Raw genomic sequence first — 25302 nt, forward strand, 5'->3', positions numbered from 1 at the left:
ATTATGAAGCCTTTATATAAAAATATGCTGCCGCTGCTGGCTGGGCTAAGCCTGCTGGCCGGCTGCAAAAAGGAGCTTGATGACTACTACGCGCCCGTCAATGCGACCGGCTACTTCGTGGTGGGCCTGCCCAATACCACGCTCAGCACCACCTCCACCACTGCCTTCGGGGCCAAGTACGCGCCCGGCGAAACCATTCCCATTATCGCGGGCTACAACCTGCCCGATAACCCCTCAACCATCACGGTTTTTCAGGCTACCAAAACCGACTCTATGCAAGTAGGCAGCTACCCCGTTAGTGGCACTTACCTGCAAAGCGCGCAGCTTACTACCCAAACCGTGTCCTACAAAGTGCCCACCACCTACCCGGTAGGCACCTCGGTGCGCGTGGACCTCACCCTCACGTTCCCCAATGGCGGCCAGCGGCTGCGGCGCTTCACCTATCAGGTGGCCAATGCTCCCACGCTGGCCTTTGGCAGCCCGGCCGCTACCTACCGCAATGGCCTCAGCGCCAGTGCCCAGGCCGAGGGTGACCTCATTGGCTACGCTCTGACTATTAATGCCGGAGGTATCTCCACCTCGACCACGCCCGTGGCCAACCTGTTCAAGAGTGTCGATAGCCTCGTGTACTACGCTCGCGTGGGGGCCACCGGCCCGCTGCTGCGCCAGGGCGTAGTCAGAACGCCCACCGCCGGCGTCGAAAACAAGCGCACCATTGACTTGCGTGTGCCCAGCGGCGCAGCCAGTGGGGGTGGGGCCTCTTTCATATTCACAGCCTATGCCCAGTACGTGGCCACGTCCATAAGTACGCCGGTACTGGCAGTAGCGGCGGCCACGCCCTTCCGCACCACGCGCCAGGGCCGCCTCAGCTTCGGCGGGGGCGTCACCCCCGATTCGCTGGCCTTTAACCTGGTAAGCGGCCTCAATGAGCCCGCCGCTAATGCTATTACGGCTAAGGACTTGCAGGTGAGTGGCTTAGCTAGCACCGGTAACCTCACCCTGAACACCGCTAATACTACGCGTTACTATAAGCTGACCACCGCCCAACTGACTGCTAACCCCTACGCCACCACCACGGCCAACGCCATTGGCACGCTGCTCTACCAAAATACCGCTACTGCCGACCTAGGTACGTCAGCTGTGGGCGATGTGTACGCCGTGCGCCTGCGCGGCACCACCGAGGTCATGCTGCTCCGCATATTGTCCCTGCGGGCCAGCACCAACGGCGGCACGGGTCGCGTCCGGTTTGAATACCGCTCGCTGTAGCTTTTTTACTTCAGTCAGGCCTCCTGTAGCCCCGTTGACCCTGGTCAGCGGGGCTTTTGCGTGGTTATTAGCCAGTTCATACCGACCTTTGCCCCCCGGCTTCGGCTTTTCCTTTTATGAACGCTCGTTTTCTTACTCATTTTGCGGCTTTTGCACTGGCCATTTTTGCCGTGCTATTTGGGCTGCGTGCGAGTTTCGGCACGGCGGTAGTGCACCCGTCAGCCCCTGCCGTATTGGCAGTATTACTGGTTCTCACCCTGCTCACTTACTGGTTCACAGCGCGGGTAACGCAGCGCTCACCCGATAATTTTCTGGTGGCCTATTTCGGCGGTGTGGGGCTGCGGTTGGTTCTGGGTATCGGCATCATCCTGTCCTACTTTTTTGGGGGTGGTTTGAGTGACAATCACGCGATGCTCACATTCCTCGGGGCCTTCTTCCTTGGGTATTTTCTGTGTGCCGGCTTTGAAATCTGGGCTATTTTTAGTAACTTGCGCCCGTTTTCAGCGAAGCAAGTCCCAAAAGAATAGGAATTTACCAACGGACTTGATTTTAACTACTATTGAATGAAGCGTTTACTAACCCTCTTTCTTTGCTTGTGCACGTTCGCCGGTTTTGCCGCCGAACCCACCGAGACGGGTGAAAAAGGGAAGGCTTTCAACCCGGGCGAAGTTATTTTGCATCACGTAGCCGACTCGCACGAGTGGCACTGGTTCAGCACCGACAACGGCAACTTTGTCACCTACCTACCCATGTTCGCCTACGAGCCGGGCAAAGGGCTCTCCACTTTTTCATCTGAGAAGCTTGCTGAAGGTAAAACTTACGGCAATTTCAAACTAGAAGATGAAAAACTAGTGACGCTCGACGGCGGCAAGGTTTATGACTTCTCCATTACCAAGAACGTGGCCGCGCTGGCCATGAGCAGCCTGCTGCTGGTGTTCATTTTCGCCTCGGTAGCCAAGTCGTACCACAAGCGCGTGGGCCAGGCTCCCTCGGGTCTGCAATCGCTGCTGGAGCCCTTCGTTATCTTCATCCGCGACGAAGTTGGCAAGAAAAGCATCGGCCCCAAGTACGAGCGCTACATGCCATACCTGCTCACGGTGTTCTTCTTCATCTGGTTCAATAACCTGCTGGGCCTCACGCCCGGCGCGGCCAACCTCTCCGGCAACATCGCCGTTACGATGGCCCTAGCTCTAATTACGCTGCTCATCACGCTCTTCAGCGCCAACAAAAACTATTGGGGTCACATCTTCGCGCCTCCCGGCGTGCCGTGGCCGCTCTACATCATCATGGTACCAGTCGAGCTGGTAGGCGTACTGGTAAAGCCCTTCTCGCTGATGATTCGTCTGTTTGCCAATATCACGGCCGGGCACATCATCATCCTGAGCTTCATCAGCCTCATCTTCATCTTCCGCTCGTCGGCTACTGGTTTCATCGCCGTTCCCTTCGGTCTGTTTATCAGCATGTTGGAGCTATTGGTAGCCGTGCTGCAAGCCTACATTTTTACGCTGCTGACCGCCATGTACATCGGGAGCGCCGTAGAGGAGCACCACCACGACGAAGACCACAGCCACGACAACGACTTCGGCACCGCCGAGCAGCGGGCTGGTGGCTCCAATCTCGCGCATCTTTCGCGGTCCGACGTAGCGGCCCACTAGCCTAGCCAAGCTGCCCTAATTGGTAGCCAGGTTTTATTTCCCAAGTTTCTCTTTCCCTACACACATTTCTTTTTTACCATGCTTCTTTCGTTGTTGCTGCAAGTTGTTAATTCGGTTGGTCTGGCTGTAATGGGTGCCGGTATCGGCGCTGGTTTGGCTATCCTAGGCGCTGGCCTGGGTATTGGCCGCATCGGCGGTAGCGCTATGGAGGCTATCGGTCGTCAGCCCGAGGCTTCAGGCAAAATTCAGACTGCCATGCTTATCGTAGCGGCACTCTTGGAAGGTGCTACGCTGTTCGCCATCGTAGTCTGCCTGCTCATCGCGCTGAACTTGAAGTAATCGCTTCGGTATAACCCGGCCGGCTGGCTCCCGCTTTGGGAGCCGGCCGTGCCGGGTTTTCGTTCGGCACAAAGCCTGAGTTTACGTGGCAACGCCCGTCAAATCAGCGGTTTCGGCAACTTCCTTGCCGCTGCTGAATGTTTACTAGTGCGGCTTAGTTGCTGCGCTGCCACCCCCGATAATTGCCGTACTCATGTCGCTTATCACCCCCGAATTTGGTTTGCTGTTCTGGCAAACTTTGATTTTTCTCCTCCTGCTCCTTTTGCTCGCCAAGTTCGCTTGGAAGCCCATCCTGGGCTCGCTAAAGGAGCGCGAGGACAGCATTGACCAAGCCCTGAAAATGGCCCAGCAAGCTAAACTGGAAATGCAGAGCCTGAAGGCTGGCAACGAGAAGCTATTGGCCGACGCTCGCCACGAGCGTGACCAAATGCTGAAAGAAGGCCAGGCTATGGCAGCCCAGTTTGTGGAGCAGGCCAAAACCAGCGCTTCGGAAGAAGCTGCCCGCATTACTCAGCAGGCCCGCGAAGCCATTCAGCAGGAAAAGAACCAGGCCCTGGCCGAGGTGAAGAACACTGCTGCCCAGCTGAGCCTCGATATCGCCGAGCGCATTCTGCGCCGCGAGCTAGCCGACCCCACTGCCCAGCAGAAGTTGGTGGACGAGTACCTGAAAGACGTAAAATTGAATTAGTTGTTGAGTTGTCAGTTGCTAGGCTTTTAGCGAGCCGCCAGCGCTTAGCAACTGACAACGCGCAACTGACAACTATAAACTCACATGGCCGACCAACGAGTAGCCGCCCGCTATGCCAAGTCCTTGCTGGATTTGGCGCAGGAAATGGGCACCCTGGCAACCATTAAGCAGGACATGGACTTGCTGGCCAATACCATGGCCGGTAGCCGCGACCTGCGCCTGCTGCTGCGCAACCCGATTGTGAAGCACGACAAGAAACTCAGCATCCTCACCGCCATCTTCGGCGGCAAAGTGTCGGAGATGTTGATGCGCTTTTTCCAGATTCTGACCAGCAAAAACCGCGAGTCAGCCTTGGAGCACATTGGCACCGAGTTTTTGTCGCAGTACAACGCCCTGATGGGCGTGCAGGTAGCGGAAGTGACATCGGCCACGCCGCTCACGCCAGCTACCCGCGCCGAAATCGAGCAGCTGGTGAAGCAGCAAACCGGCCTTACCGACGTTTCGCTCACCGAAAAAGTCGATGCTTCGTTGATTGGCGGCTTCGTGCTGCGGGTTGGCGACCAGCAAGTCGACGACTCGGTGAAGGGTAATCTGCGCCGTTTGCGCGCTTCCCTCACCGACACTACGTATCAACCCAGCTTAAATTAATAAACCATATCATGGCAGAAGTACGCCCGGACGAAGTATCCGCTATCCTGCGGCAGCAGCTGTCCAATTTCAAATCGGCCGCCGAGCTGGAAGAAGTCGGCACGGTGCTGCAAGTTGGCGACGGTGTGGCCCGCATCTACGGGCTATCGCACGCGCAGTCGGGCGAGCTGATTGAGTTCGAAAACGGTCTACAAGCGCTGGTGCTCAACCTCGAAGAAGACAACGTAGGTGCCGTAATGCTCGGTGACTACGGCGACATCCGCGAGGGTGCTACCGTGCGCCGCACCAAAAAAATTGCCGCCATCCAAGTGGGTGAGGGCATTGTGGGCCGCGTAGTAAATACGCTGGGCCAGCCCATCGACGGCCGGGGCCCCATCGTGGGCCAGACCTACGAGATGCCCTTGGAGCGCAAGGCTCCCGGCGTAATCTTCCGTCAGCCAGTAACCGAGCCGCTGCAAACGGGTATCAAGGCAATTGATGCCATGATTCCGATTGGCCGCGGCCAGCGTGAGCTGATTATCGGTGACCGCCAGACTGGTAAGTCGACCGTAGCGCTTGATGCTATCCTGAACCAGCGCGAGTTTTACGACCGCGGCGAGCCGGTATTCTGCATCTACGTAGCCATCGGCCAGAAGGCTTCGACGGTAGCACAGGTAGTGCAGGCCCTCACCAAAGGTGGTGCCATGGACTACACGGTAGTGGTGTCAGCCTCGGCCTCGGACCCCGCGCCGATGCAGTTCTATGCACCTTTCACGGGTGCCGCCATCGGCGAATATTTCCGTGATACGGGTCGCCCGGCGCTGGTAGTGTACGACGACTTGTCGAAGCAGGCCGTGGCTTACCGCGAGGTGTCGCTGCTGCTGCGTCGTCCTCCCGGACGTGAGGCTTACCCCGGCGACGTATTTTACTTGCACAGCCGCCTCCTGGAGCGTGCCGCTAAAATCAACGCCTCGGACGAGATTGCCAAGAACATGAACGACCTGCCCGAAAGCCTGAAGCCGCTGGTGAAAGGTGGTGGCTCGCTCACGGCCTTGCCCATCATTGAAACGCAGGCTGGAGACGTATCGGCCTACATTCCGACCAACGTAATCTCGATTACGGACGGCCAGATTTTCCTCGAGACCAACCTCTTCAACTCCGGCGTACGCCCCGCTATCAACGTGGGTATCTCGGTAAGCCGCGTGGGTGGTAACGCTCAGATTAAGAGCATGAAGAAGGTATCGGGCACGCTGAAGCTTGACCAGGCCCAGTTCCGCGAGCTGGAAGCCTTCGCCAAGTTCGGTTCTGACCTCGATGCTTCGACCAAGCTCACCATTGAGCGCGGCCGCCGCAACCTGGAGATTCTGAAGCAGCCCCAGTTTTCGCCCGTGAAGGTGGAAGACCAGGTAGCTATCATCTACGCTTCGACCAACGGCCTGCTCGACACCGTGCCCGTAAACCGGGTGCGCGAGTTCGAAGTGGAGTTCCGCCAAGTACTGAATGCTCGTCACCCCGAGGTGCTGAAGGCCCTGAAAGGCGGCAAGCTGGATGACTCGGTAACGGGTGCTATCCGTCAGACTGCTAAGGATGTAGCTGCCAATTACGCCGTTAAGTAACTAGCAGAGAGTCGCCTGTCATTGCGAGCAACGCGAAGCAATCGCACCCGCACGACAACGTTCTGGTGCGATTGCTTCCCTTTGTTCGCAATGACAGGCGATTTTAGTTTATAATCAAGTTTATGGCTAGCTTAAAAGAAGTACGCTCGCGCATCCAATCGGTGTCGAGTACGCAGCAGATTACCAAAGCCATGAAAATGGTGGCGGCGGCCAAGCTGCGCCGGGCCCAGGACAACATCATTCGGATGCGCCCCTATGCCCAGCGACTAACCAGCATCCTGGCCAACCTGACCCGTACCACCACCGATGAGGTGGTGAGCGAGTACGGCCAGGTGCGGGAGGTGCGCCGGGTGCTCATCATCGCCATCACCTCCGACCGGGGCCTGGCGGGTGCTTTCAACGCCAACGTGTTTAAGGGCGTAAATGCCTTGATAGCCGAGCGTTATGCTAATTTGTCGAAGGACAACATCACGATGTTGGCCATTGGCAAGAAGGCGCACGACTACTACACGCGCCGCGGCACCAAGAAGGTGGGCGACTACACGCACGTCTTCGCCAAGCTATCGTTCGACACGGTGCGCGTGGCGGCGGAAGTAGCCATGCAGGGCTTCGTAGAAGGTACCTATGACGAGGTAGTTATGGTGTACAACGAGTTCAAGAACGTAGCCACGCAGGTTATTAATACCGAGCAGCTGTTGCCACTGGTGCCCACTGAGGTACCAGCCGGCACGCCTAGCGCCACGGCTCCTGACAACAGCATCGACTACATCTTCGAGCCCAGCAAGGAGGAGATTATCCAAACCCTCATTCCGCAGAGCCTGAAAATTCAGCTCTACAAAGCGGTGTTGGAAAGCAACGCTTCGGAGCACGGTGCCCGCATGACGGCCATGGACAAAGCCACCGACAACGCCGGTGAGTTGCTCAAGGCCCTGAAGCTGACGTATAACCGCACGCGCCAGGCGGCCATTACCACCGAGATTCTCGAAATCGTGGGTGGGGCTGAGGCACTGGCAGCCACCCGCTAGCATACTGATTTATTATATAAAAAAGCGCCGGAATCCCTAGGGTTCCGGCGCTTTTTTGTGCTGTGGGGTAGAGCAGGCAATAGCTCGTCGCGCCCCGATTGTGGGCCACCATACTGTATGCCTGGCCAAAGCTGCTGCTTAAGGATTATAAGATTCTATAAATAAGCGCGTTTGCCAAACTGTTTGCGGGCTACTGGGTTAAGCGATTCATTCTACACAGGCTGACGTGTTTTGCAACGCTAGGTGGTTATTTATTCTGTTTGGGTGCCTGGTACTGGGCACCGGGATAGCTCATGCGCAGGGTCCGCCGCTGCCGTTGGCCCAGGTGGCAGTCGTGCGCGACAGCATAAGGCGGCTGTTGGCGGCCGAGCCCCGGCTTGATACCACGCGGGTGGGGCGTCTCAACGCTTTATCCTTCATACTGCGCACCAATGAGGCTCCGCAGTCGCAACGACTGGCCCGGCAGGCGCTGGCGCTGGCTCAGCGGCTGAATTTTGGCAGGGGGCTGGTGGAGGCGCACTTTAATCTGGGTTATTCATTTCGGGCGCTCAATCAGTACGATTCAGCTATTTACTACTCACATAAAGCGCTGAAATTTAGTATATTAACTAATAACCGCTATACCCAGACGCGCGCTTACTATAACCTGGCCCGCATCTACACCGAGCAGGGCAACTACGCCGCCGCCCTCAGCCCTAGCCTCGATGGGCTGGCCCTGGCTCACACTATCCACAATGCTCGGGCCGAGCTGTTTCAGCTAGTGCAGGTGGGGCGTATTGAGTTGGCGCTGGGCGACTACGCCGCCGCCTATGCTCACGTAACCGAGGCCAGCCGGCTGATAGCGGCGGCGCACGACCCCCTGGGTACCGGCTACGTATACTTTGGCCTCGGCGACATCAACCGCGAACAGGGCCACTGGCTGGCGGCGCGTCGCTACTACGTGCGGGCTGAAACTAACTGGCGGCTGGTGTATAACGCCCGGGGTCTGTTACCCATCGAGCTAAGCAAGGCCGAAATGACGGACCGCCTGGGCGACCACCTGGCGGCCCAGCGCACTGCTTATGGGCTGCTGAGCCGCGCCCAGGCTACCGGCACTCCTGAGCAGGTCACCCGCGCCACCCTGCTGCTGGCCCAAACCTGGCTGGCCACCGCGCACCCCGATAGCGCCCGCTACTACGCGGCCCGCAGCCTGGTAGCGGCCCGCCCGGCCCACCTGCGCCCCGAAATCCGCGATGCTGCCCGGGTGCTAGCCCAGGCCAGCGACCAGCTGGGCCAGGGCCACGCGGCCTACTACTATCAGGCCCTGGCCAGCACCTACGCAGATAGCATCAATGGCGAGGCTACCCGCCGCCGAGCGGCGGCCCTGCAAGCCCAGGCCGCCCGTAGCCAGCAGCAGACCCAGATAAAGTTGCTGCGGCAGCAGGCGCGCCTCCAAACTCAGCAGCAGGAGCTGCAGCACCTGCGTTACCGTCAGGGGGCGGCGGCATTGGTGGGGGTGGCGCTGGTAGTGCTGGCGGCCGTTGGCTACGGGCTGTGGCGCTACCGCCGCCGCGAAACGTTGCGCCAGGAAGCCCTGCGCACCCGCATCGCCGCCGACCTGCACGACGAAGTGGGCAGCATGCTCACCCAGATATCCATGCAAAGCACGCTGCTGCGTGAGGGCCGCTACGCCCCGGCTCAGCAGCAGGCCTACCTCGACCAGATGGCCGACGCCAGCCGCCGCGCCGCCCGCCAGATGAGCGACGCCGTGTGGAGCATCGACGCCCGCTACGACTCGGCCGCCAGCCTGCTCGACCGCCTGCGCGACCACGCCCACGAAGTGCTGCCGCCCGCTGGCCTGGAGCTGGACTTCGTGGCCGAGCCCGCCGTGGCCACCGTGCCGCTGCCGCTGGCTACCCGCCAAGCCCTGTATTACATCTACAAAGAGGCCCTGCACAACGTGGTAAAGCACGCCCAGGCCCAGCAGGTGCGCGTGCGCCTGCGCCTGGTGGGCCAGCAGCTGGAGCTGCTGGTTCACGACGATGGCTTGGGCCTGCCGGCGGCCGGGCGGCCGGCAGGCCAGGGGCTGTCCAATATGCGTATGCGGGCCCAGGCCGTGGGCGGGGCCATTGCCTTCGATAATGCCGTACCGGGCACCCGGGTAGTGGTACACTTGCCCCTGCGCTAACGCCTGCAAATTCACATGTTCATGCTATACCGCCGTGTGCTGGCCGCGCCGACCTTTGTGCGGTGATTGCTCTCGGTATAATCGAAGACCAGGCCGCCATTCGGGAGGCGCTGTGCGAGTACTTGGGCGCGCAGCCTGAGCTCAACTGTGTGCTGTGCGCCGCTTCGCACGAGGAGTTTATGGCGGCGCTGCCCAGCCTGCCGGTGCTGCCCACGCTGGTGCTCTCCGACATTGGCCTGCCCGGCCGCTCGGGCATTGAAGGGCTGGCCGTGCTGCGGCAGGTGCTACCCCAGGCCGAAGTGCTGATGCTGAGCGTGTATACCGATGCCGAGCGCGTATTTGAGGCTCTGCGCGCGGGCGCCGTGGGCTACCTCGAAAAAACTACCCCGCTGCCCCTGCTCAAGGACCACCTGTTGCAAGTGGCGGCCGGCGGCTCGCCCATGAGCCCGAGCGTTGCCCGGCACATCACGCGGTATTTTGCCCCGCGCCCGGCGGCCTCAATGGCCGATACCCTTACGGCCCGCGAGCGCGACATCGTGCGCGGCATTGAGGATGGGCTGAGCTACAAAAGCATCGCCGACCGCCTGCACCTGAGCATCGACACGGTGCGCTCGCACATCCGGCAGGTATATCGCAAGCTGCAAGTCAACTCCAAGGCCGAGCTGATGGCCCGGGCCCGGCAGCGGCCCCTGCTATCCTGGTAGCGCAGCTTTCCCAGTTTCTTCCCGCCCTTCCTGAGCTATGAAAAGCCCCCGCTGCCAACTGGTAGCGGGGGCTTTTGCGTGCCGGGGGCGGTACTTTTGACGCACTCATGCGTTATTTCATTCACTTAGCCTACGACGGCACAGCCTACAGCGGCTGGCAGGTGCAGCCCGGCGTGCCCACCGTGCAGGAAGCCCTCAACATTGCCCTGAGCCGGGTGCTACGCCAGCCTATTCGCACCCAGGGCAGCGGGCGCACCGATGCCGGCGTGCACGCCAGCCACCAGGTAGCGCATTTTGAAGCCGATTTTCCGCCCGAAATGACCTTCGACCTGCTGCGCTACCGCCTCAACCGCGCCCTGCCGCCCGATGTGCAGGTGTTCCGCATCCACGAGGTTGATGAGCGCGCCAACGCTCGGTTTTCGGCCGAGGCCCGCACCTACGAGTACTTCGTGAGTTTGCACCCCGACCCCTTTCGGCGCGACCAGGTGCTGTACCTCGACCGCGCCCCCGACGTGGCGGCCATGAACGAGGCCGCCGCCTTCATCGTGGGCCAGTTCGACTTCACGGCTTTTTCTAAGGTGAAGGGGGCCGAGACGCACTACATCTGCTGCCTCTACGCGGCGGGCTGGCACGAGGTGCCGGGCGGGCTGGTGTTCCGCATTCGGGCCAACCGCTTTGTGCGGGGCATGGTACGGCTGGTGGTGGGTACGTTGCTCGATGTGGGCCGGGGCAAGCTCACGCCGCTGGCTTTCCAGCAAATCCTATTCAAGCAGCAGCGCATTGCGGCCAGCACAGCCGCGCCAGCTAAAGGCCTGTATTTGAGCAAGGTAGAATATCCTGATGAAATTATAACGGGAATAGCTCCGCCGGAAAGAGCCTGATTTAGGTACAAAAAAGCTTGTTTAGTTCAGCTGGCCTTTTTTAGCAGTACAAAGCAGTTCAAACTGCGGGCCTATTTGCCTGCTCCCGAACCAGGGCTGGCGGCGGCTGGGGCCGGCCGTGGCTTGGCATACTTGCGTGCCAGTTGCTTGATGTAGCGCTCCGATGCCGCCGAGAAACGTGGGTAGGCCCGGTTCTTTTTGGCCGCTTGCTGATAAAGCAGCACAAACGAAAACGGGTTGTCGGCGCTGGCCAGCAGCTGCTTTTTGTAGCCGCCCTTCACAATGGCGTACGCCATGTAGAAGCCCGGCAGGTGGCCGTTCGAGCCATTGGTGAGGCGGCGGTAAAACTTGAGCGGCGTGGCTGCGCCGCCCGCCGCCTGCACCTGAATGGTGGAGTCGATTTTTTGAATCACGGCGGGGGCGGGCTTGAGCAGCCAGCTGCGCAATTCAGTGGAGTCGGCCGACTGCTCCAGTAGCACCCGCTTATCGGTGAGGTCGGCCAGCCCTTCATTTTGAGCTGAGTAAAATGACCACAACAGGCCTTCGTCGGCCGGGTCTTCGGTGCCCGTGTTCAGGGTGGTGCGCAGTTGGTGGTGCATTTCGTGCGCTTCCAAAATACCGGGTTGCAAAGAGTAGTCGCGGGCGCTACGCAGGCTGAAGAAAATGCCTGACTGCTGCGACGTAGCGTCGTTGCCCAGCGCCACGTAGCCGAGCTTCAGCCCCGCTACCCGCGTGTGGTTGCGGGCCGGCAGATACTCGTAGGCGTAGGTGTACATCTTTTCCAGGTACGCGGGGTTTTCCACCGTCTGGGCCAGAAAGGTCTTATACTCCGCCTCGTGCTTCTTGTAGTCGTTGACGAGCACGTAGTACCACGATTGGGCGGCGAGCTTGGTTTGCAAAAGTGCTTGATAGCTAGGTCGATATACAACTTCAATGGCCCGCCGATACCGCTGCAGGCTGGCCGTGTCGGACCCCCATACTGCGCGCACGTACACCTTGTTGGCCGGCACCGCCAGCAAGGCCTGCCACGCCGCATCGGTCAGCGGCTCGTCGCGGCGCAGCGCGTCCGTGAGGTGCCAATAAGTGGTGGCGCCCTCGGTATCAATGGTTTGGGCGTGGCTTGGGCTAGCCCAAATCAGGAGGGCCAACAGGGGTAACAAGTAAAAGTAAAATCTTGGCATACAGCAGAGAAGAAGCTAGAGCCGCGAATATATCACGGGCCGGCCGGGCTATTGCGTGGCTTGCAAAGACTTTCCTCGCCCGACCTTTGTTACCAGCTACTGCTTATGAACCCAACTTCTGCTACCAAAACCGGCCAGGTATTCGACTGGCTGGTGCTGCGCCGCCTGCTCACCTACGTGCAGCCCTACCGGGGCGTCTTTATCGGCCTTATCGCGCTCACCGTGGCCACGGCCGTGCTGGGCACGGTGCGCCCCGCCCTCATTCAGCGCATGGTGGACGTGGACATCACCAACAACGACTGGGCTGGCCTCAACCGCTCCACGCTGTGGCTGCTGGGCTTGCTGCTGGTGCACACGCTGGTGAGCTACCTCCAAACCTACTACGGCGGCTGGCTGGGCCAATATATCGTGCGCGATATCCGCACCGACCTCTTCCGGCACCTGCTCAGCCTCAAGCTCAGCTTCTTTGACCGCACGCCCATCGGGGTGCTGGTCACGCGCAACATCTCGGACGTGGAAACGCTGGCCGACGTGTTCAGCGAGGGCCTGGCCGCCATGGTGGGCGACTTGCTGCAAATCGTCTTCCTCATGATTTTCATGTTCTGGACCAACTGGCAGCTGGCGCTCATCAGCCTGTCCGTTATCCCACCGCTGCTCTTCAGCACCTACGTGTTTAAGGAGAAGGTAAAAGGCAGCTTTCAGGAAGTGCGCAACGCCGTGGCCAAGCTCAATTCCTTTGTGCAAGAGCACCTTACGGGCATGAACGTGGTGCAGATTTTCAACAACGAAGACCGCGAATACCGCAAGTTCAAGGCCATCAACCAAGAGCATACCAAGGCTAATATCAAGTCGGTGCTCTACTACAGCATCTACTTTCCGGTGGCCGAGGTGCTGGGCGCCATCGGCGTGGGTTTGCTGGTGTGGTACGCCGCCCAGGGCCAGATTGAGGGCAGCATCACAAAGGGCGCGCTCATCGCGTTTATTATGTATAATGCGTTGTTTTTCAGGCCCATACGTCAGATAGCCGACCGTTTTAATACCCTGCAATTGGGCCTGGTAAGCACCGAGCGCCTGCTTAAGCTGCTTGACAGCAAGGACTTGGTTTCGACTTCCGGCACCCTCACCGTGCCGCAGCTGCAAGGGGAGGTGGAGTTCGACCACGTGTGGTTTGCCTACAACCAGCAAGACATTGATGCCAGCCAGCCGGCCGGCGAAGCCCCCGCGCCCGAGTGGGTACTCAGAGACATCAGCTTCCACGTGAAGCCGGGCCAAACGGTGGCCTTTGTGGGCGCTACTGGCGCGGGTAAAACCAGTATTATCAACTTGTTGAGTCGTTTCTACGATATTCAGCAAGGCAGCATCAAGGTCGATGGGGCCGACCTGCGCGAGTACGACCTGGGCCAGCTGCGCCGCCAGATTGGGGTGGTGTTGCAAGACGTGTTCCTGTTTGCCGGCTCTATCCGGGCCAACATCACGCTTGGCAACCCCGACATCAGCGACGCCAAAATCTGGGAAGCCGCCGCCCTCGTGGGAGCCCAGCGCTTTATCGAGCGCCTGCCCGGCGGCCTCGACTACCCGGTGATGGAGCGCGGCGCCACGCTCTCGGTGGGCCAGCGCCAGCTCATCAGCTTCGTGCGCGCTTTAGTATATGAGCCCCGCGTGATTGTGCTCGACGAGGCCACCTCCTCCGTCGATTCCGAAACCGAGGAGATGATACAGGGGGCCATCGACAAGCTCATGGAAGGCCGCACGGCGCTCGTTATCGCCCACCGCCTCAGCACTATCCAGAAAGCCGACCGCATCATCGTGCTCGACCGCGGCGAAATCAAGGAAACCGGCACCCACGACGAGCTGCTGCGCCTCGGCGGCTATTACGCCCAGCTCTACCGCATGCAGTACAAGGGCCATGAGTCAGTTATCAGTCAGCAGTTACCAGTTAGCAATGAGACAGCTGAGTTAGAAAATGAATCCCTGGCGTAAGCTTGGCAGCCAGGAGAGGTGATAACTGATAATTGTTAACTGATAACTGAAAGATATGCGTTTCTTCTTTCCCATCGTGCTGCTACTCACCGCTATCGGTATTAGTATATACGCCTACCTGGGCGGCCTGCGCAGCCCCTCAGTAGCCCTCGAAACCACCGCCGCGCCGGTGCTGCTGGCCGGTCAGCCCTTCAACGGCAAGGTCGATGACCGCCGCTTTGGCGAGCTGTTTCGCGCCGCCAAAGCCCGGCAAGATGCTAACCCCGCCCAGCCGCTGGCCAACCTCTACTACAACGACCCCGAATCGGCCCACGACTCGGTGCGCGCCTTCGTGGGCCTACTCGTGCTCGACACGGCCGCCCAACTGCCCACTGGCTGGCGCTACCGCGTGGTGCCGGCCGGCCGCCGCGTGCTGGCCGCCCGCGTGCAGGGCGTAAGTTTCCTGCTATCGCCGGGCAAGCTTTATAGTGCCGTCGAGCAGGCCATCAAAGACCAAAAGCTCACCAAGCAGCCGTTCTACCTGGAGCAGTTCGGGGCTAATGAGACGGACGAGCTGCGGGTAGGAGTGAAGTGAGTTGAGCCAAAAAAAGCCCGGCTAGTGCTTATCCTTCCTCAACTTTTTTGCAGAGCGTTCTAGGGGTGGAGTATTTGGCCTGCTGGGGGTTTTGGGGGTGGAAGAGGTTGCCGAGCACGAGGGGAAACTCGGGCTGGCTCTGCTCGTAGCCCACCAGCACCTGGGAGCCCACCTCGGGGGTGAAAAGCTGGCCCTTGCCGTGGCCCGAGTAGGGGGTGCTCACCCGCAGCCAGCCGGTTTCGGCGTCGGCGGGCTGCTGCACGGGCCAGTAGTAGCGCACGCGCACGCGGCCCAGGTGCTGGGGGTCGGCCGTGTCGAGGACTTCGGCCAGCTCGGGCACGCCGGGTGGGGCCAGCACCTGGGGGTTGGCGGGGGGGTGCTTGGCGGCGTCGGGCAGGGCCGCGAAGCTGTTCTGGTACTGGTCGGCCTGCACGGTGTGCAGCACCTGGGTGAGGCGGTAGCGGCCGTAGTCGTGGGGCTGGCCGCCCTGGGCGCCCTGCACGGCGATGACGCGGCCCACGGCGAAGGCGGGGTTTTCGCCGGTGCCCTGCAGGGTGACGAGGCTGCTGAGCTGGTTTTCTTTCCACTCCTTGATGGTGGTGTCGAGCTGCTGCTGGCTGCGCACGTGGCGGCCGGCGAGCAGGCGCGCGGGCTGGCGGAAGAGCTGCTCGGACTGCTGCAGGGCGGCGGCGGCCAGGGGGTTGAGCTGGCTCAGGGGCTGGCTTTCAGAGGAGCCCTGGTAGGGCTGGTGGGCCAGGTAGTCGTAGCGGGCCAGGGCAAAGCGGGTGGGCTGCAGGTCGAAGGCCAGGCTAAAGCCCTCGGCGCCCTGCACGGCAAAGGGCAGCACGGCCTGCTCGGGGGGCGGGCCCAGGCACAGGGCGCGCCCATCGTAGTAAAACCACTCCCCGTACTCGTCGGCCAGCCGCCGCAGAAACTATTCCCAATTCATCTCTTCTTCATCCAGTACTTTCCCACTAATTCCCAATAAGATGTTACTTACTCCTTCTGTAAAGGAGTTTCCAACCCAATATAAATTATCCCCCGCCATGTATACTCTATTATCTTTGTCTAAGCATAATAAGAGTGCTTCCAAGGGTACGTGTCCTATTGGATAAAGAGTGGTGCCGATTAAACCAGAATAGTAGTATAGTTTTCCATCTTCGCTACTCTCTTGGTCTGCCCAAGTAGGGTCGAAATCAATACTATTTCTACCAACAGTGATTCCAGCACCAGTTGAGCGCACTTTTAATCCGCCATATTCTTGTAATAGCTTAAGAATAGCAGCTGGGTATTGTACATCACTAGGTAATTCAAGGTCTTTATCTATATGCCTACCTGGAAACCAACCTGCTTTTGTCAGCATTATTACGACCTCTGGGCCAAAGACAGTAGTATTCATTTTACTCTAAAGATTTAACGACATCTTCGATGCCAAAGTGTTCTAATAAAATTTTGCAAGAGTTACAGGCACATTTTGGAAGTGCGTGTTTTAGATTGCCTTTGCCTCTTACTTCCATAGCGACGGATTTCGCTCCTTTTAAGTCTTTTCCATCATTGAGTGCCTGTGTGATGATTTGGGGTTCTGCGCATTTTCCGTGCCCTTCACTGCGCAACTTTTCCGGAATATCATTAAGAACTTTTTTGACTTTTTTATGCAAATTCTCGGGCAACACGCCTTTAGTTAAACCAGTTTGACTGTGAGCGGCCATAACGGTACCGTCTTTCAATTCCATTGCACCAGCAACCCCAGGGCGGACCTTGCTGGATATTTTTTGTGCATCATCCGCCATTTCTAAAGAGTGGCCTACTACTTCTTCAGTTACCGAGTTAGTTAACTGTTTTCTATTCGCCTCTATCCATTCGCGCGCGGCCTTTTTAGCCAAGGCTGTTAATTCAGCAAAGCATATCTTGGTATTATGGACGACGAACATCCACCAGCTGACAAGGTAGGTGTGCCAGTCGGCGACCTCCACGTTGTAGACCGTCGTAGGCTGCTGCGTGCGGTGGGTGACCGCCCCCACGGGCATGGTGAGTCCGTCCGAGCGCAGCAGTTCGTCGCCCTTGACCAGGTTGCCCGCGTCGGTCCAGCCCCCGTTGGCCCAGAAGGGGTGCTCGGGGGTGGCCTGCACGGTGTCGGCCCCCACCTGAAGCTCCACCAGGGCATCGGCCTCCCGGCGCAGGGTTTGCAGCACGGGTTTGAGGGCCAGGTCGCCCGTTTCTTCGTGCCAGGCCCACACCAGCTCGCCCACTTGCAGCTCCTCAATGTTCTTGTAGCCGCCCGCCACGGCTACCGGCGTGCCGGCCGGGAAGCAGGCCGTTACGCAGATGCGCGGAATCTTGGCCAGGAACGGGCGAATGTTTTTTAGGCCCGCTTTCAGGGCCAGGCTTTTGGCGGCCAAGCGCTCCAGCTGCTTTTTGGCCAGGCCTACCGCCACTTTGCCCCCGGCCTTGAGCAGGCCGCGCACGCCGGCTTTGGCCCCGGCCATGGCCACGGTGGCCGCGCCGAAGCTCACGACTCCCGCTGCCACCGAGACGATGTCCCACACCAGAAACGCCGCGTTTAGCGCCACCCCCACTTTGTCGCCCGTTTGCGCCGCGTGAATCAGGTCGCGTCCCGAGCCCCAGATGGGAATAGCTCCTTCCAGTAGGCCCGCTTCCCCCACTGAGTTCTTCTCCAGCTCGGCCTGTTTGAGCGTTTCGTTGGCCTCTTGCTTGGTTTCCTTTAGCTGCTGGCTCAGCTCGGGCGGGATGGGCAGCTGGCCCGAGGTCATAAACTCAATCTTGCCCTGGCCCAGCGGGCAAGTGATACAGGAGCGAAATAGTAGCGTATCGGCTCCGCCTACCTTAGCGGGGTATGCATCTTGCCACAGTAGGGGCGCGGGCACGCAGGGCACCGGCGTGCCGCCCGCCAGCTACGTCTGCTTTTGGCAGATGACGAAGGAATATTGAGCAGCGGGCCTTACGCGGCGTATCTCTGACGAACAAGCCTACTACTTCACTGACTTAACGTGCTTGTAGTGCCATTCATACACGTATCACCTTTCTGTTAACACTGAACATGTTATAATCGGGGTGCTTCATAAATCTCTCTAGGCCAATCTTTTGTATCGTAGAAATTTCCTCCTTATAAATCGGGTATAATCCAACAATATTTACAGTGTAGTAATCCAATTTTACCTCTGTGTAATCAACTGGCTCTAAGATGGATGGTGCAAAAAGAAAGAATGCCTGCATTTCAGAATCAGAGCTGATGGGATGCTCAAAATCTAAGATAGTCCCATAAGCGAAATCAGAATCCATTTGAAAACGGGCGGCAGCAAGCCCTGCCGCTCGACCCCAGCTTTCGTCAGAAGAACGCACTGATATTATTAATTCAGGTCTACCTGCTATCCAAGCAGCATTATCGTACTCCGATAGGCCGTAGGTGATTCCCGTAATATGCTTATTTTCAGGCACATTATAATAAATAAATGTGGCTATTCGAGGGTATCCAGGAACTATCGAACGTAAGGCATAAAGTTCAGGTTCCTGTAAAAAGATTTTCTCGATGTATTCTCGGTACGTTTCCAGACGGTAACCAGCGTTGTCGTACATGAATTAGGCGGGTTTTGGTACGTACTTTTCAATGAGGGCTACCAAGTCAGACTTGTGGCTTCGGAGGGCACTGTCATACGGGCTTAAGCTTTCACCCATAGGGTTAGTGCTCTTCCCTACTACCATTTCCCCTATATTATTAGGACTGTAAGGGTCTGCCCCGTTTTGCAGGAGTAGCTCTACAATTTCAATAGCCTCAGCGTTATCGTTATTTCTAGCTAAACTTGCTTGATGAATCGCAGTCCATAAAGGCGGATTGCCGAACCGGTCACGGCTATTTGCGTTTTTTGTATATCGTAATAGCAAGGCTGTTAAACTCTTGCTGTTGTTGGCGACGGCTATATGCAGGACAGTGTATTCATCCTTGTTGTAGTGCTTATCCGGGTCTGCCCCGTTTTGCAGCAGTAATTCAGCCGCTTCATAGCTTCCCTTTCTTACAGCTTCGTACAGGGCCGTTACATGCTCATCATCTGCTTGATTTACGTCACTCCCCCTTTCAATTAAGGTCTTAATTGCCGCTGTATCGTTTTTGTATGCAGCATTAAACAGGTCTTGTTCCATAGAAGTCAAGTTGATTTTGTTGTTTATTATCAGTGAGCCTCGAAAGCGTGACTCACGTTTGCTATCGGGTCCTCTGGCTGGTAGTGATTAACGTCGTTATATTCATCCAGTAGATTCTTCCATGATATTCTGCCCTTCTTGTAGTCCTTGGCTAAATCCTTGTATTCATGACCTGTCTTGTGGCCCATGTGCCACTGGTCAGTTCGACTTTTTACTTTACCATCAACCTTGCTTTTATCCCAGAATAACTCCTTTTTGGAATTAGGGCAAAATACCCTTCCATCTGCATCTTGGGCGTTTTTCCATACGTCGTCTACTACTCCCTTACGAAATTTGGGCCGGTAGCCCCCTTCCAGCATTCCTACGCGAATGGCCTTTATGGCTTCGTCGGTGAGGCCCCGCAGGCACACGCGGGCATTGTGCACCACCAGCAGCCAGCGGCTGACTAAATAGGTAGCCCATTCTGCTACTTCAAAGTTGTAAACAGTACATTCCTCGTCAAGTTGATGCGTTATATCGAGCACAGGCATAAGCTGCTTGTCAGAACGCAACACCTGGTCGCCAACTCGCAAATCGCCCGCTAGCTGCCAGCCATCGGCCGTGCGAAAAGGATGCTCGGGAGTGGTCGTAATGTACTCAGCACCCACTCGTAACCGGATAGTAGCATCGGCCACCTGCTGCTTTGTGCGCAGTACACGCTTTAAGGCCAGCCGGCCGCTTTGCTCATCCCAGGCCCAGACCTCGTCGCCAATAGATACTTCTTCAATAGGCTTCAGGCCGTGCTCCATCGCGATAGGAGTGCCCGCCACGAAGCACGCGGTAACGCACTTGCGGAGGCCATTTTCACCAAAGTATTTTAAGCCAGCTTTTACGCCTGTTTTCAGTGCAGAAGACCTGGCCACCACGGCAGCCAGCTTTTTTTCGCCCCCCCGCAGGGCCGCTTTGGCCCCGGCCTTTATAGCTGCGCGCACGCCGGCTTTGGCACCCATCATCGCGGCTGTCGCCGTACCAAAGCTAACCGCGCCCGCCACTACGGAAGCCACATCCCAAACCAAAAAAGCGGCACTTAGCGCCACGCCGACCTTATCCCCGGTCTGAACCGCGTTTATCAAGTCGCGCCCTGACCCCCAAATAGGAATCATGCCTTCCCAAAAGCCGGCTTCGCCCACGGCATTCTTTTCGCGGTCCGCCTGCGCTTGTTCTTCCTTGCTCTCCGCCAGGGCTTCCTCCGAGGCCTCCTGTAAGTCGGCCAAATCCTGGCTGACGCCCGGTGGGATGGGCAGCTGCCCGGAAGTTAAAAACTCAATCTTGCCCTGCCCGGTCGGGCACGTGCTGCAGGAGCGCACCAGCAGCGCATTGCCCCCGCCCACCCTCACCGGGTAGGTATACTGCCAGGGCGTGGGGGCTGGTACGCACGGGGTAGGGGTACCGCCCGCCATCTGCGTCAGCTTTTGGCAAATGATAAAAGAGGGGACATTGATGATAGATAAAACATCCAACTCGTTGCCGGCCAGCAGCCCCCCTACCTTAGTAGTGCGGGGTAAGGTCTGGAAAGGCATAGGCACGGTGCCTTGACTGCATTGCAGTAAAGCACCATTCACAACGTATTCGAGGGGCTCGGCCATAGGTAGTGGCTATATCAGATAACGTCGGAATCGGGAGAAGCAATACGTACTGTACTACCTGCCGTCATCATAATCTCTTTGCCAAAATCGCCAGTCAGCGCTTTCGATTTCAGATTAACGCCTTCCTGTGCTGCTAACGCAATGCTCTTGGAGGATGAGCTAATATAAAATTCCTCTTCGGCTACCATCGTGATAGTCTTAGCATGTAGGTCGATAGTGCCCTTCTCGCCGGCTTCCAGCGTGATGGTAGACCCTAGTACAGTCACGGGCCCGTTGCTCTTGATGCTGATGCTGCCATCGCCCTTGAAGCTGACCTCCACCGCCGTACCCTTGTTGTTGGAATTCGATAGCAGGATAGTCTGCGCGTCTTTGGTGTCGTTGAGCACCACCTTGTTGCCGCCGGCGGTTTGCAGGCCCTTGAGGTGGTTTTGGGGGGTGGAATACTTGGCCTGCTGGGGGTTTTGGGGGTGGAAGAGGTTGCCGAGCACGAGGGGAAACTCGGGCTGGCTCTGCTCGTAGCCCACCAGCACCTGGGAGCCCACCTCGGGGGTGAAAAGCTGGCCCTTGCCGTGGCCCGAGTAGGGGGTGCTCACCCGCAGCCAGCCGGTTTCGGCGTCGGCGGGCTGCTGCACGGGCCAGTAGTAGCGCACGCGCACGCGGCCCAGGTGCTGGGGGTCGGCCGTGTCGAGGACTTCGGCCAGCTCGGGCACGCCGGGTGGGGCCAGCACCTGGGGGTTGGCGGGGGGGTGCTTGGCGGCGTCGGGCAGGGCCGCGAAGCTGTTCTGGTACTGGTCGGCCTGCACGGTGTGCAGCACCTGGGTGAGGCGGTAGCGGCCGTAGTCGTGGGGCTGGCCGCCCTGGGCGCCCTGCACGGCGATGACGCGGCCCACGGCGAAGGCGGGGTTTTCGCCGGTGCCCTGCAGGGTGACGAGGCTGCTGAGCTGGTTTTCTTTCCACTCCTTGATGGTGGTGTCGAGCTGCTGCTGGCTGCGCACGTGGCGGCCGGCGAGCAGGCGCGCGGGCTGGCGGAAGAGCTGCTCGGACTGCTGCAGGGCGGCGGCGGCCAGGGGGTTGAGCTGGCTCAGGGGCTGGCTTTCAGAGGAGCCCTGGTAGGGCTGGTGGGCCAGGTAGTCGTAGCGGGCCAGGGTAAAGCGGGTGGGCTGCAGGTCGAAGGCCAGGCTAAAGCCCTCGGTGCCCTGCACGGCAAAGGGCAGCACGGCCTGCTCGGGGGGCGGGCCCAGGCACAGGCCGCGCCCGTCGTAGTAAAACCATTCGCCGTACTCGTCGGCCAGCCGCCGCAGAAAGGCGAAGGGGCTCTCGCCGTACTGCACGGCGTACTTGATGGCCTCCTGGTGCTGGGGAGCCAGCGGGCGGGCGGTGGGCACGTCCTGGGCGTAGGGCTGGAGCACCTGGGTGAAAATATCCTTCAGCCCCTGCTTGACGAAGGTGCGGCGCTGGGTGCCGTCTTCGAGCAGATAGGTGGGGCTGTAGCCGCTGAGCACGAAGCTGTGGGCAAAATCGCCGGAGTTGGAGAGGGCGATGTTGGTAATGATGCCTTTGAACTGCAACGGCGGGTCTTTCACCACCACTGGGGTGAGCGTGATGGTAATCGGCTGGCCGCAGCACTGAGTGTGGGCCTGGTGAAAAAAGCCGTCGCCGCGGGCCGTTTCCAGCATTTCGTAGGGCACCACCACCTGGAAGGAGTGGTGGGTAAATAGCTCTTGCTGAATGGAAATGCTGTGGTAGTCGGCCAGGGGCTTGCCGCCGGCAATGGCGATTTGGGCGGTTACGGCAATGGCCATCGGCAACAAAGTTGGGTAGAAAGGTAAAACAGTATTCAAAGATAACCCATCGCTGGCAACGGCTTCCGCTATTCACCATGCATAAGTACACCAGGCTGACTCGTCTTCCCGTGCAACAGCCGGCTACTGCTGCTTTAACTACTGACCGCCAGCGCCTAATTAACCGTGGCCCGCGCCGCTGCCCAGCGGCAACAAAGCCCAAGCTAGGCCGGGTGGCCCACCCGTAGCCCGTGCCTGCCCCGCCGGTAGTGCACGAAAATACCTGGGTTATTCAGGGTAAGAGGGGTACCCGCCTGGGCATTGCCTTTGGCGATGGCCGGCCGGTGCAGCAGCTCAACCTCCACGACCACTTGCCCGCCGGCCGGGTGCCCCGGCTCAGTAACTACGTGTTTGACCTGACGGGCATGCTGCCCGATGCCGTGGGCCTCGACCTGGAAACGGCGGGGGCCAGCAGTGGCTTTGGGGCGGCCGGCATCAATTTTATTGGGCACACGCGGGGCGAGGCCGCGGCGCGCGCTACCCCGAGTGGCACGTGTACCACGGCTGGGGCATCAACCAGCATGACTACTAGCCAGCTCCCGTTTATTTACGCACAGTTTTTTGCCCGCCGCCAGCACGGTAGACCGCGACAGCCTGCCGCAGGGCGAGGAGAATGAGTTGGTAGTGGGCGCGCATTAGTGCAGAGCGACTACGTGCGCAAAGCGGCCAACTCCGACGTGCTCACGGTGCAGCACAAGCCCTAAATCAGCGCCTGGCGCTGCCCCACGGCTGAGTGAGCAACCGCGGCCACGCGTAAAACCTGCCTGGGGTTTCGTTAAAAGGTCATCCGGAAGTTCCCGATAGACCCAAGTTCTATCATTCTGCTAGTGGCTTGGTAATCAACTAGCAAGTAGGAAATTCTTTCTCGCCCTCGTGGTCATAACGGCGGTTTTTCTGTGGCTGGCGCCCAAGTTGATTAGCGGAATCGGTTACCTCGTGAGCCCGCCCTACGTGGCCGTAGCAAAGCAGACGGCGCTGGCGGGCCAGGTTGCGCTGTATAGCGTCAACCGGCGCAAATACCTCTACGCCCTCGAAGGCCGGCGCGAAACCTTCGACTTCGATGGTTTTCAGAATGCTGCCCTTGGGCCGGACATTTCGCTGGGTCCCTACCTGAAAGATGGCGACTTTGTGCAGAAAAAAGCCAATCCGGATACCCTGTAGGTCACGCGCCACGGCCAGCGCTCCGACTTGATGCTTGCACCATAAGTATCTGATTATCTTGAGTATATACTAGTAAAGCTGGGCCGGCTGTTGGCAGGGCCTGTCACCTGTTGCATGGCGTTAAGTGCGCGGCTTCCCCAACTGGCGGGCCGGGTGTAGCTTTGTAGTATAGCAGTCTTTCCTTTTCCCTTAGCCTTAGGTCTTCATGTCTTCGTTCTACGCCGAGCTGGAAGTGGCCGGCCAGACCTACCCGGTTACGCAGTGCCAGTATGGCTTCGACCAGCCTGCCGACGAGCGGGGCCGGGTGCGGGCCCGCGTGCGCCACGGCCTGCTGCACCTGGTGCTCAACGTGCCCGACGATGACCAGCTGCTCAACTGGGCCAACACGCCCCACCAGGAGCTGGCCGGCCACGTCACGTTCTTTGCCGGCGAGCAGGCCCAGGAAACGGTGAGCTTCACCGCCGGTATGTGCGTGGGCTACCAGGAAACCTTTGTGGCGGGCCGCGGCCAGGATGGGGCCTACCAGTGCGCCCTCACCATCACCACCACCGCGCTGGTGCTCACGGCGGGTGGCCCCAACCGGCCCTTCGTGGCCCCCGCCGCCCGCGACCACGGCCTGCCCGCCCAGGTGGGCAACGTAGCGGCAGTTGCCGCCACGGCCCAGGCCGCCTTCAGCGCCACCAAGGCGGCCACTACCCCCGCCGCCGACTGGATGAGCCGCCTGGCCCCCGCGCTGGGGGCCGCCGCCACCGTGCGCCCCCAGCTGGCCAAATGGGTGCAGGCGGGCCTCAGTGCCAGTAAGTTGCAGCAGGCCCTCACCTCCTCTGCCAATCCCCAGCAGGTGTTAGAGCGCCTCCAGCTGGCCGATAAGGGCCTCTACCAGCAGCGCGTGGTGCTCGATGACTACGCCAATATTCCGGGCGTGAGCCCGCAGCTGTATAAGCAAAACGGGCTGCCCGACGCCGCTATTCCGGCCAGCGCGTTTGGGGTGGCCGATGCGGCCTACGACCTGCCCGCCCGCAACGCCCTCACCTTTGCGGGCAGCGCCAAACTGACGGCGCTGCAACCCGGCGAAAAAATATACCGCGTGGCCTGCGACCCCGCCACCGACCCCTACGGCCAAACCGGCGGCTACTGGACGCGCACGCCCCCGGCCCACCTGGCCGACGTGGTGGGCGGCACCGCCGTGATGCCGGAGTGGAATAATTTTGAGCGTGTGTATGAGCTGACCGTGCCCACCCCCGACCCCGCCACGGCGGGCAGCCTGCCCGCTTTCCACGCCTGGGAAGGCCCCACGGCCGCCCAGCCCGTATCGGGCCTCTACCCTGAAAAGCAGGCCAACGGCTACTCGCTGCCCGGTGGGGCACCCCAGCTTTTTTTGCCGAATAATCTCACCCGGCACCCCGATTTTACCACCCATATTCAGGACGTTAGCGCCACCCATAAGTCATGGTAGAGTACCTGCCCGCCTACCTGCGCCTGCTGCAACGCGCCCTTGCAGAGCTGGATGAGCTGCTGCGCCTCTACGCCCCCGACCAGCACACCCCCGACGACTGGGCCGCCCGCACCCTACGCCAAACCCAGCAGCTGCGCCAAAGCCTGGCCGAGCGCCTGGCCCAGCCGCCCGCTCCCCTCACCGCCGAGGATACCAGCGCCGTTACGGTAGCCATCGGTCACTACCTCGACGGCCACTGGGCCGACTACCAGCAGCTGCCCACCCCCGACCCTGCTAAGCGGGCGCAGCTGCTGGGCCAGCACGCCGCCCTCGAAGCCATCGTGCAGGAAATAGCGCCCATTCACAACTCCCTGCGATAGCG

25 protein-coding genes are annotated in these 25302 nt (G+C 59.5%); 17 read left to right on the forward strand and 8 right to left on the reverse strand.

Going from position 1 to position 25302, the window contains the following annotated elements:
* The first annotated feature begins 3 nt into the window (after nt 1–3).
* The 11 genes from ACYVGC_RS05370 to truA all read left to right on the forward strand — a co-directional run bounded on the left by ACYVGC_RS05370 (nt 4) and on the right by truA (nt 10968).
* Nucleotides 4–1266 carry a hypothetical protein gene (locus ACYVGC_RS05370; protein WP_460582763.1) on the forward strand — a complete coding sequence of 421 codons (1263 nt, stop codon included), beginning with the start codon at nt 4–6 and terminating at the stop codon, nt 1264–1266.
* 116 nt (nt 1267–1382) lie between these two features.
* Entirely contained in the window at nt 1383–1793 is a 411-nt protein-coding gene (locus tag ACYVGC_RS05375; protein WP_460582764.1) for a hypothetical protein, read from the forward strand.
* A gap of 66 nt (nt 1794–1859) precedes the next feature.
* Complete coding sequence (gene atpB / locus ACYVGC_RS05380; RefSeq protein WP_460582765.1) at nt 1860–2921, forward strand: F0F1 ATP synthase subunit A; 1062 nt, start codon at nt 1860–1862, stop codon at nt 2919–2921.
* A 78-nt stretch (nt 2922–2999) separates the two neighbouring features.
* The gene (gene atpE, locus ACYVGC_RS05385; protein WP_283565122.1) at nt 3000–3260 is read left to right on the forward strand and encodes an ATP synthase F0 subunit C; all 261 of its coding nucleotides are present in this window, start codon (nt 3000–3002) and stop codon (nt 3258–3260) included.
* Nucleotides 3261–3453: 193 nt separating this feature from the next.
* Nucleotides 3454–3948: an ATP synthase subunit B family protein gene (locus ACYVGC_RS05390; RefSeq protein WP_460582766.1), complete on the forward strand. Its 495-nt coding sequence runs from the start codon at nt 3454–3456 to the stop codon at nt 3946–3948.
* Nucleotides 3949–4032: 84 nt separating this feature from the next.
* Nucleotides 4033–4596 (forward strand): F0F1 ATP synthase subunit delta, encoded by a 564-nt coding sequence (gene atpH, locus ACYVGC_RS05395; protein ID WP_460582767.1) that lies wholly within the window; start codon nt 4033–4035, stop codon nt 4594–4596.
* A gap of 11 nt (nt 4597–4607) precedes the next feature.
* The gene (gene atpA / locus ACYVGC_RS05400; RefSeq protein WP_460582768.1) at nt 4608–6191 is read left to right on the forward strand and encodes a F0F1 ATP synthase subunit alpha; all 1584 of its coding nucleotides are present in this window, start codon (nt 4608–4610) and stop codon (nt 6189–6191) included.
* A gap of 122 nt (nt 6192–6313) precedes the next feature.
* Nucleotides 6314–7216, forward strand: a complete 903-nt coding sequence (atpG, locus tag ACYVGC_RS05405) for a F0F1 ATP synthase subunit gamma (RefSeq protein WP_460582769.1) — start codon at nt 6314–6316, stop codon at nt 7214–7216.
* A gap of 226 nt (nt 7217–7442) precedes the next feature.
* Nucleotides 7443–9383, forward strand: a complete 1941-nt coding sequence (locus ACYVGC_RS05410) for an ATP-binding protein (protein ID WP_460582770.1) — start codon at nt 7443–7445, stop codon at nt 9381–9383.
* 62 nt (nt 9384–9445) lie between these two features.
* Nucleotides 9446–10087 carry a transcriptional regulator gene (locus ACYVGC_RS05415; RefSeq protein ID WP_460582771.1) on the forward strand — a complete coding sequence of 214 codons (642 nt, stop codon included), beginning with the start codon at nt 9446–9448 and terminating at the stop codon, nt 10085–10087.
* A gap of 107 nt (nt 10088–10194) precedes the next feature.
* Nucleotides 10195–10968 carry a tRNA pseudouridine synthase A gene (gene truA, locus ACYVGC_RS05420; protein ID WP_460582772.1) on the forward strand — a complete coding sequence of 258 codons (774 nt, stop codon included), beginning with the start codon at nt 10195–10197 and terminating at the stop codon, nt 10966–10968.
* Between the two features lie 71 nt (nt 10969–11039).
* Here the strand turns inward: truA and ACYVGC_RS05425 are convergent, their stop codons facing one another.
* Nucleotides 11040–12116, reverse strand: coding sequence for a DUF5700 domain-containing putative Zn-dependent protease (locus ACYVGC_RS05425; RefSeq protein ID WP_460582773.1), 1077 nt, complete (start codon nt 12114–12116; stop codon nt 11040–11042).
* Nucleotides 12117–12254: 138 nt separating this feature from the next.
* Between ACYVGC_RS05425 and ACYVGC_RS05430 the strand changes: the two genes are divergently transcribed.
* A complete protein-coding gene (locus ACYVGC_RS05430) occupies nt 12255–14129 on the forward strand; it encodes an ABC transporter ATP-binding protein (protein ID WP_460582774.1) in 1875 nt (624 codons plus the stop codon).
* Between the two features lie 55 nt (nt 14130–14184).
* On the forward strand, nt 14185–14703 hold the full coding sequence (locus ACYVGC_RS05435) for a hypothetical protein (RefSeq protein WP_460582775.1): 519 nt from the start codon (nt 14185–14187) through the stop codon (nt 14701–14703).
* Nucleotides 14704–14731: 28 nt separating this feature from the next.
* On the opposite strand, the gene ACYVGC_RS05440 is transcribed toward ACYVGC_RS05435, so the two are convergent.
* The 7 genes from ACYVGC_RS05440 to ACYVGC_RS05470 all read right to left on the reverse strand — a co-directional run bounded on the left by ACYVGC_RS05440 (nt 14732) and on the right by ACYVGC_RS05470 (nt 22285).
* Nucleotides 14732–15550 carry a phage baseplate assembly protein V gene (locus ACYVGC_RS05440; protein ID WP_460582776.1) on the reverse strand — a complete coding sequence of 273 codons (819 nt, stop codon included), beginning with the start codon at nt 15548–15550 and terminating at the stop codon, nt 14732–14734.
* An 87-nt stretch (nt 15551–15637) separates the two neighbouring features.
* The gene (locus ACYVGC_RS05445; protein WP_460582777.1) at nt 15638–16102 is read right to left on the reverse strand and encodes an SUKH-3 domain-containing protein; all 465 of its coding nucleotides are present in this window, start codon (nt 16100–16102) and stop codon (nt 15638–15640) included.
* A 1-nt stretch (nt 16103) separates the two neighbouring features.
* Nucleotides 16104–17588 carry a polymorphic toxin-type HINT domain-containing protein gene (locus ACYVGC_RS05450; RefSeq protein ID WP_460582778.1) on the reverse strand — a complete coding sequence of 495 codons (1485 nt, stop codon included), beginning with the start codon at nt 17586–17588 and terminating at the stop codon, nt 16104–16106.
* Nucleotides 17589–17727: 139 nt separating this feature from the next.
* A complete protein-coding gene (locus ACYVGC_RS05455) occupies nt 17728–18297 on the reverse strand; it encodes a suppressor of fused domain protein (RefSeq protein WP_460582779.1) in 570 nt (189 codons plus the stop codon).
* Between the two features lie 3 nt (nt 18298–18300).
* A complete protein-coding gene (locus tag ACYVGC_RS05460; RefSeq protein WP_460582780.1) occupies nt 18301–18858 on the reverse strand; it encodes an ankyrin repeat domain-containing protein in 558 nt (185 codons plus the stop codon).
* A gap of 29 nt (nt 18859–18887) precedes the next feature.
* Nucleotides 18888–20483 carry a GH-E family nuclease gene (locus tag ACYVGC_RS05465; RefSeq protein ID WP_460582781.1) on the reverse strand — a complete coding sequence of 532 codons (1596 nt, stop codon included), beginning with the start codon at nt 20481–20483 and terminating at the stop codon, nt 18888–18890.
* Between the two features lie 14 nt (nt 20484–20497).
* On the reverse strand, nt 20498–22285 hold the full coding sequence (locus tag ACYVGC_RS05470) for a type VI secretion system Vgr family protein (RefSeq protein ID WP_460582782.1): 1788 nt from the start codon (nt 22283–22285) through the stop codon (nt 20498–20500).
* Nucleotides 22286–22515: 230 nt separating this feature from the next.
* On the opposite strand from ACYVGC_RS05470, the gene ACYVGC_RS05475 reads away from it, so the two are divergent.
* The 4 genes from ACYVGC_RS05475 to ACYVGC_RS05490 all read left to right on the forward strand — a co-directional run bounded on the left by ACYVGC_RS05475 (nt 22516) and on the right by ACYVGC_RS05490 (nt 25300).
* Nucleotides 22516–22941: a hypothetical protein gene (locus ACYVGC_RS05475; RefSeq protein WP_460582783.1), complete on the forward strand. Its 426-nt coding sequence runs from the start codon at nt 22516–22518 to the stop codon at nt 22939–22941.
* A 319-nt stretch (nt 22942–23260) separates the two neighbouring features.
* The gene (locus ACYVGC_RS05480) at nt 23261–23485 is read left to right on the forward strand and encodes a hypothetical protein (protein ID WP_460582784.1); all 225 of its coding nucleotides are present in this window, start codon (nt 23261–23263) and stop codon (nt 23483–23485) included.
* Between the two features lie 205 nt (nt 23486–23690).
* Nucleotides 23691–24941 carry a type VI secretion system tube protein TssD gene (tssD, locus tag ACYVGC_RS05485; RefSeq protein WP_460582785.1) on the forward strand — a complete coding sequence of 417 codons (1251 nt, stop codon included), beginning with the start codon at nt 23691–23693 and terminating at the stop codon, nt 24939–24941.
* Nucleotides 24935–25300, forward strand: a complete 366-nt coding sequence (locus ACYVGC_RS05490; protein WP_460582786.1) for a hypothetical protein — start codon at nt 24935–24937, stop codon at nt 25298–25300. Before tssD ends, ACYVGC_RS05490 begins: the two co-directional genes overlap by 7 nt.
* Nucleotides 25301–25302: the final 2 nt, after the last annotated feature.

Source organism: Hymenobacter arcticus, from assembly GCF_054779975.1.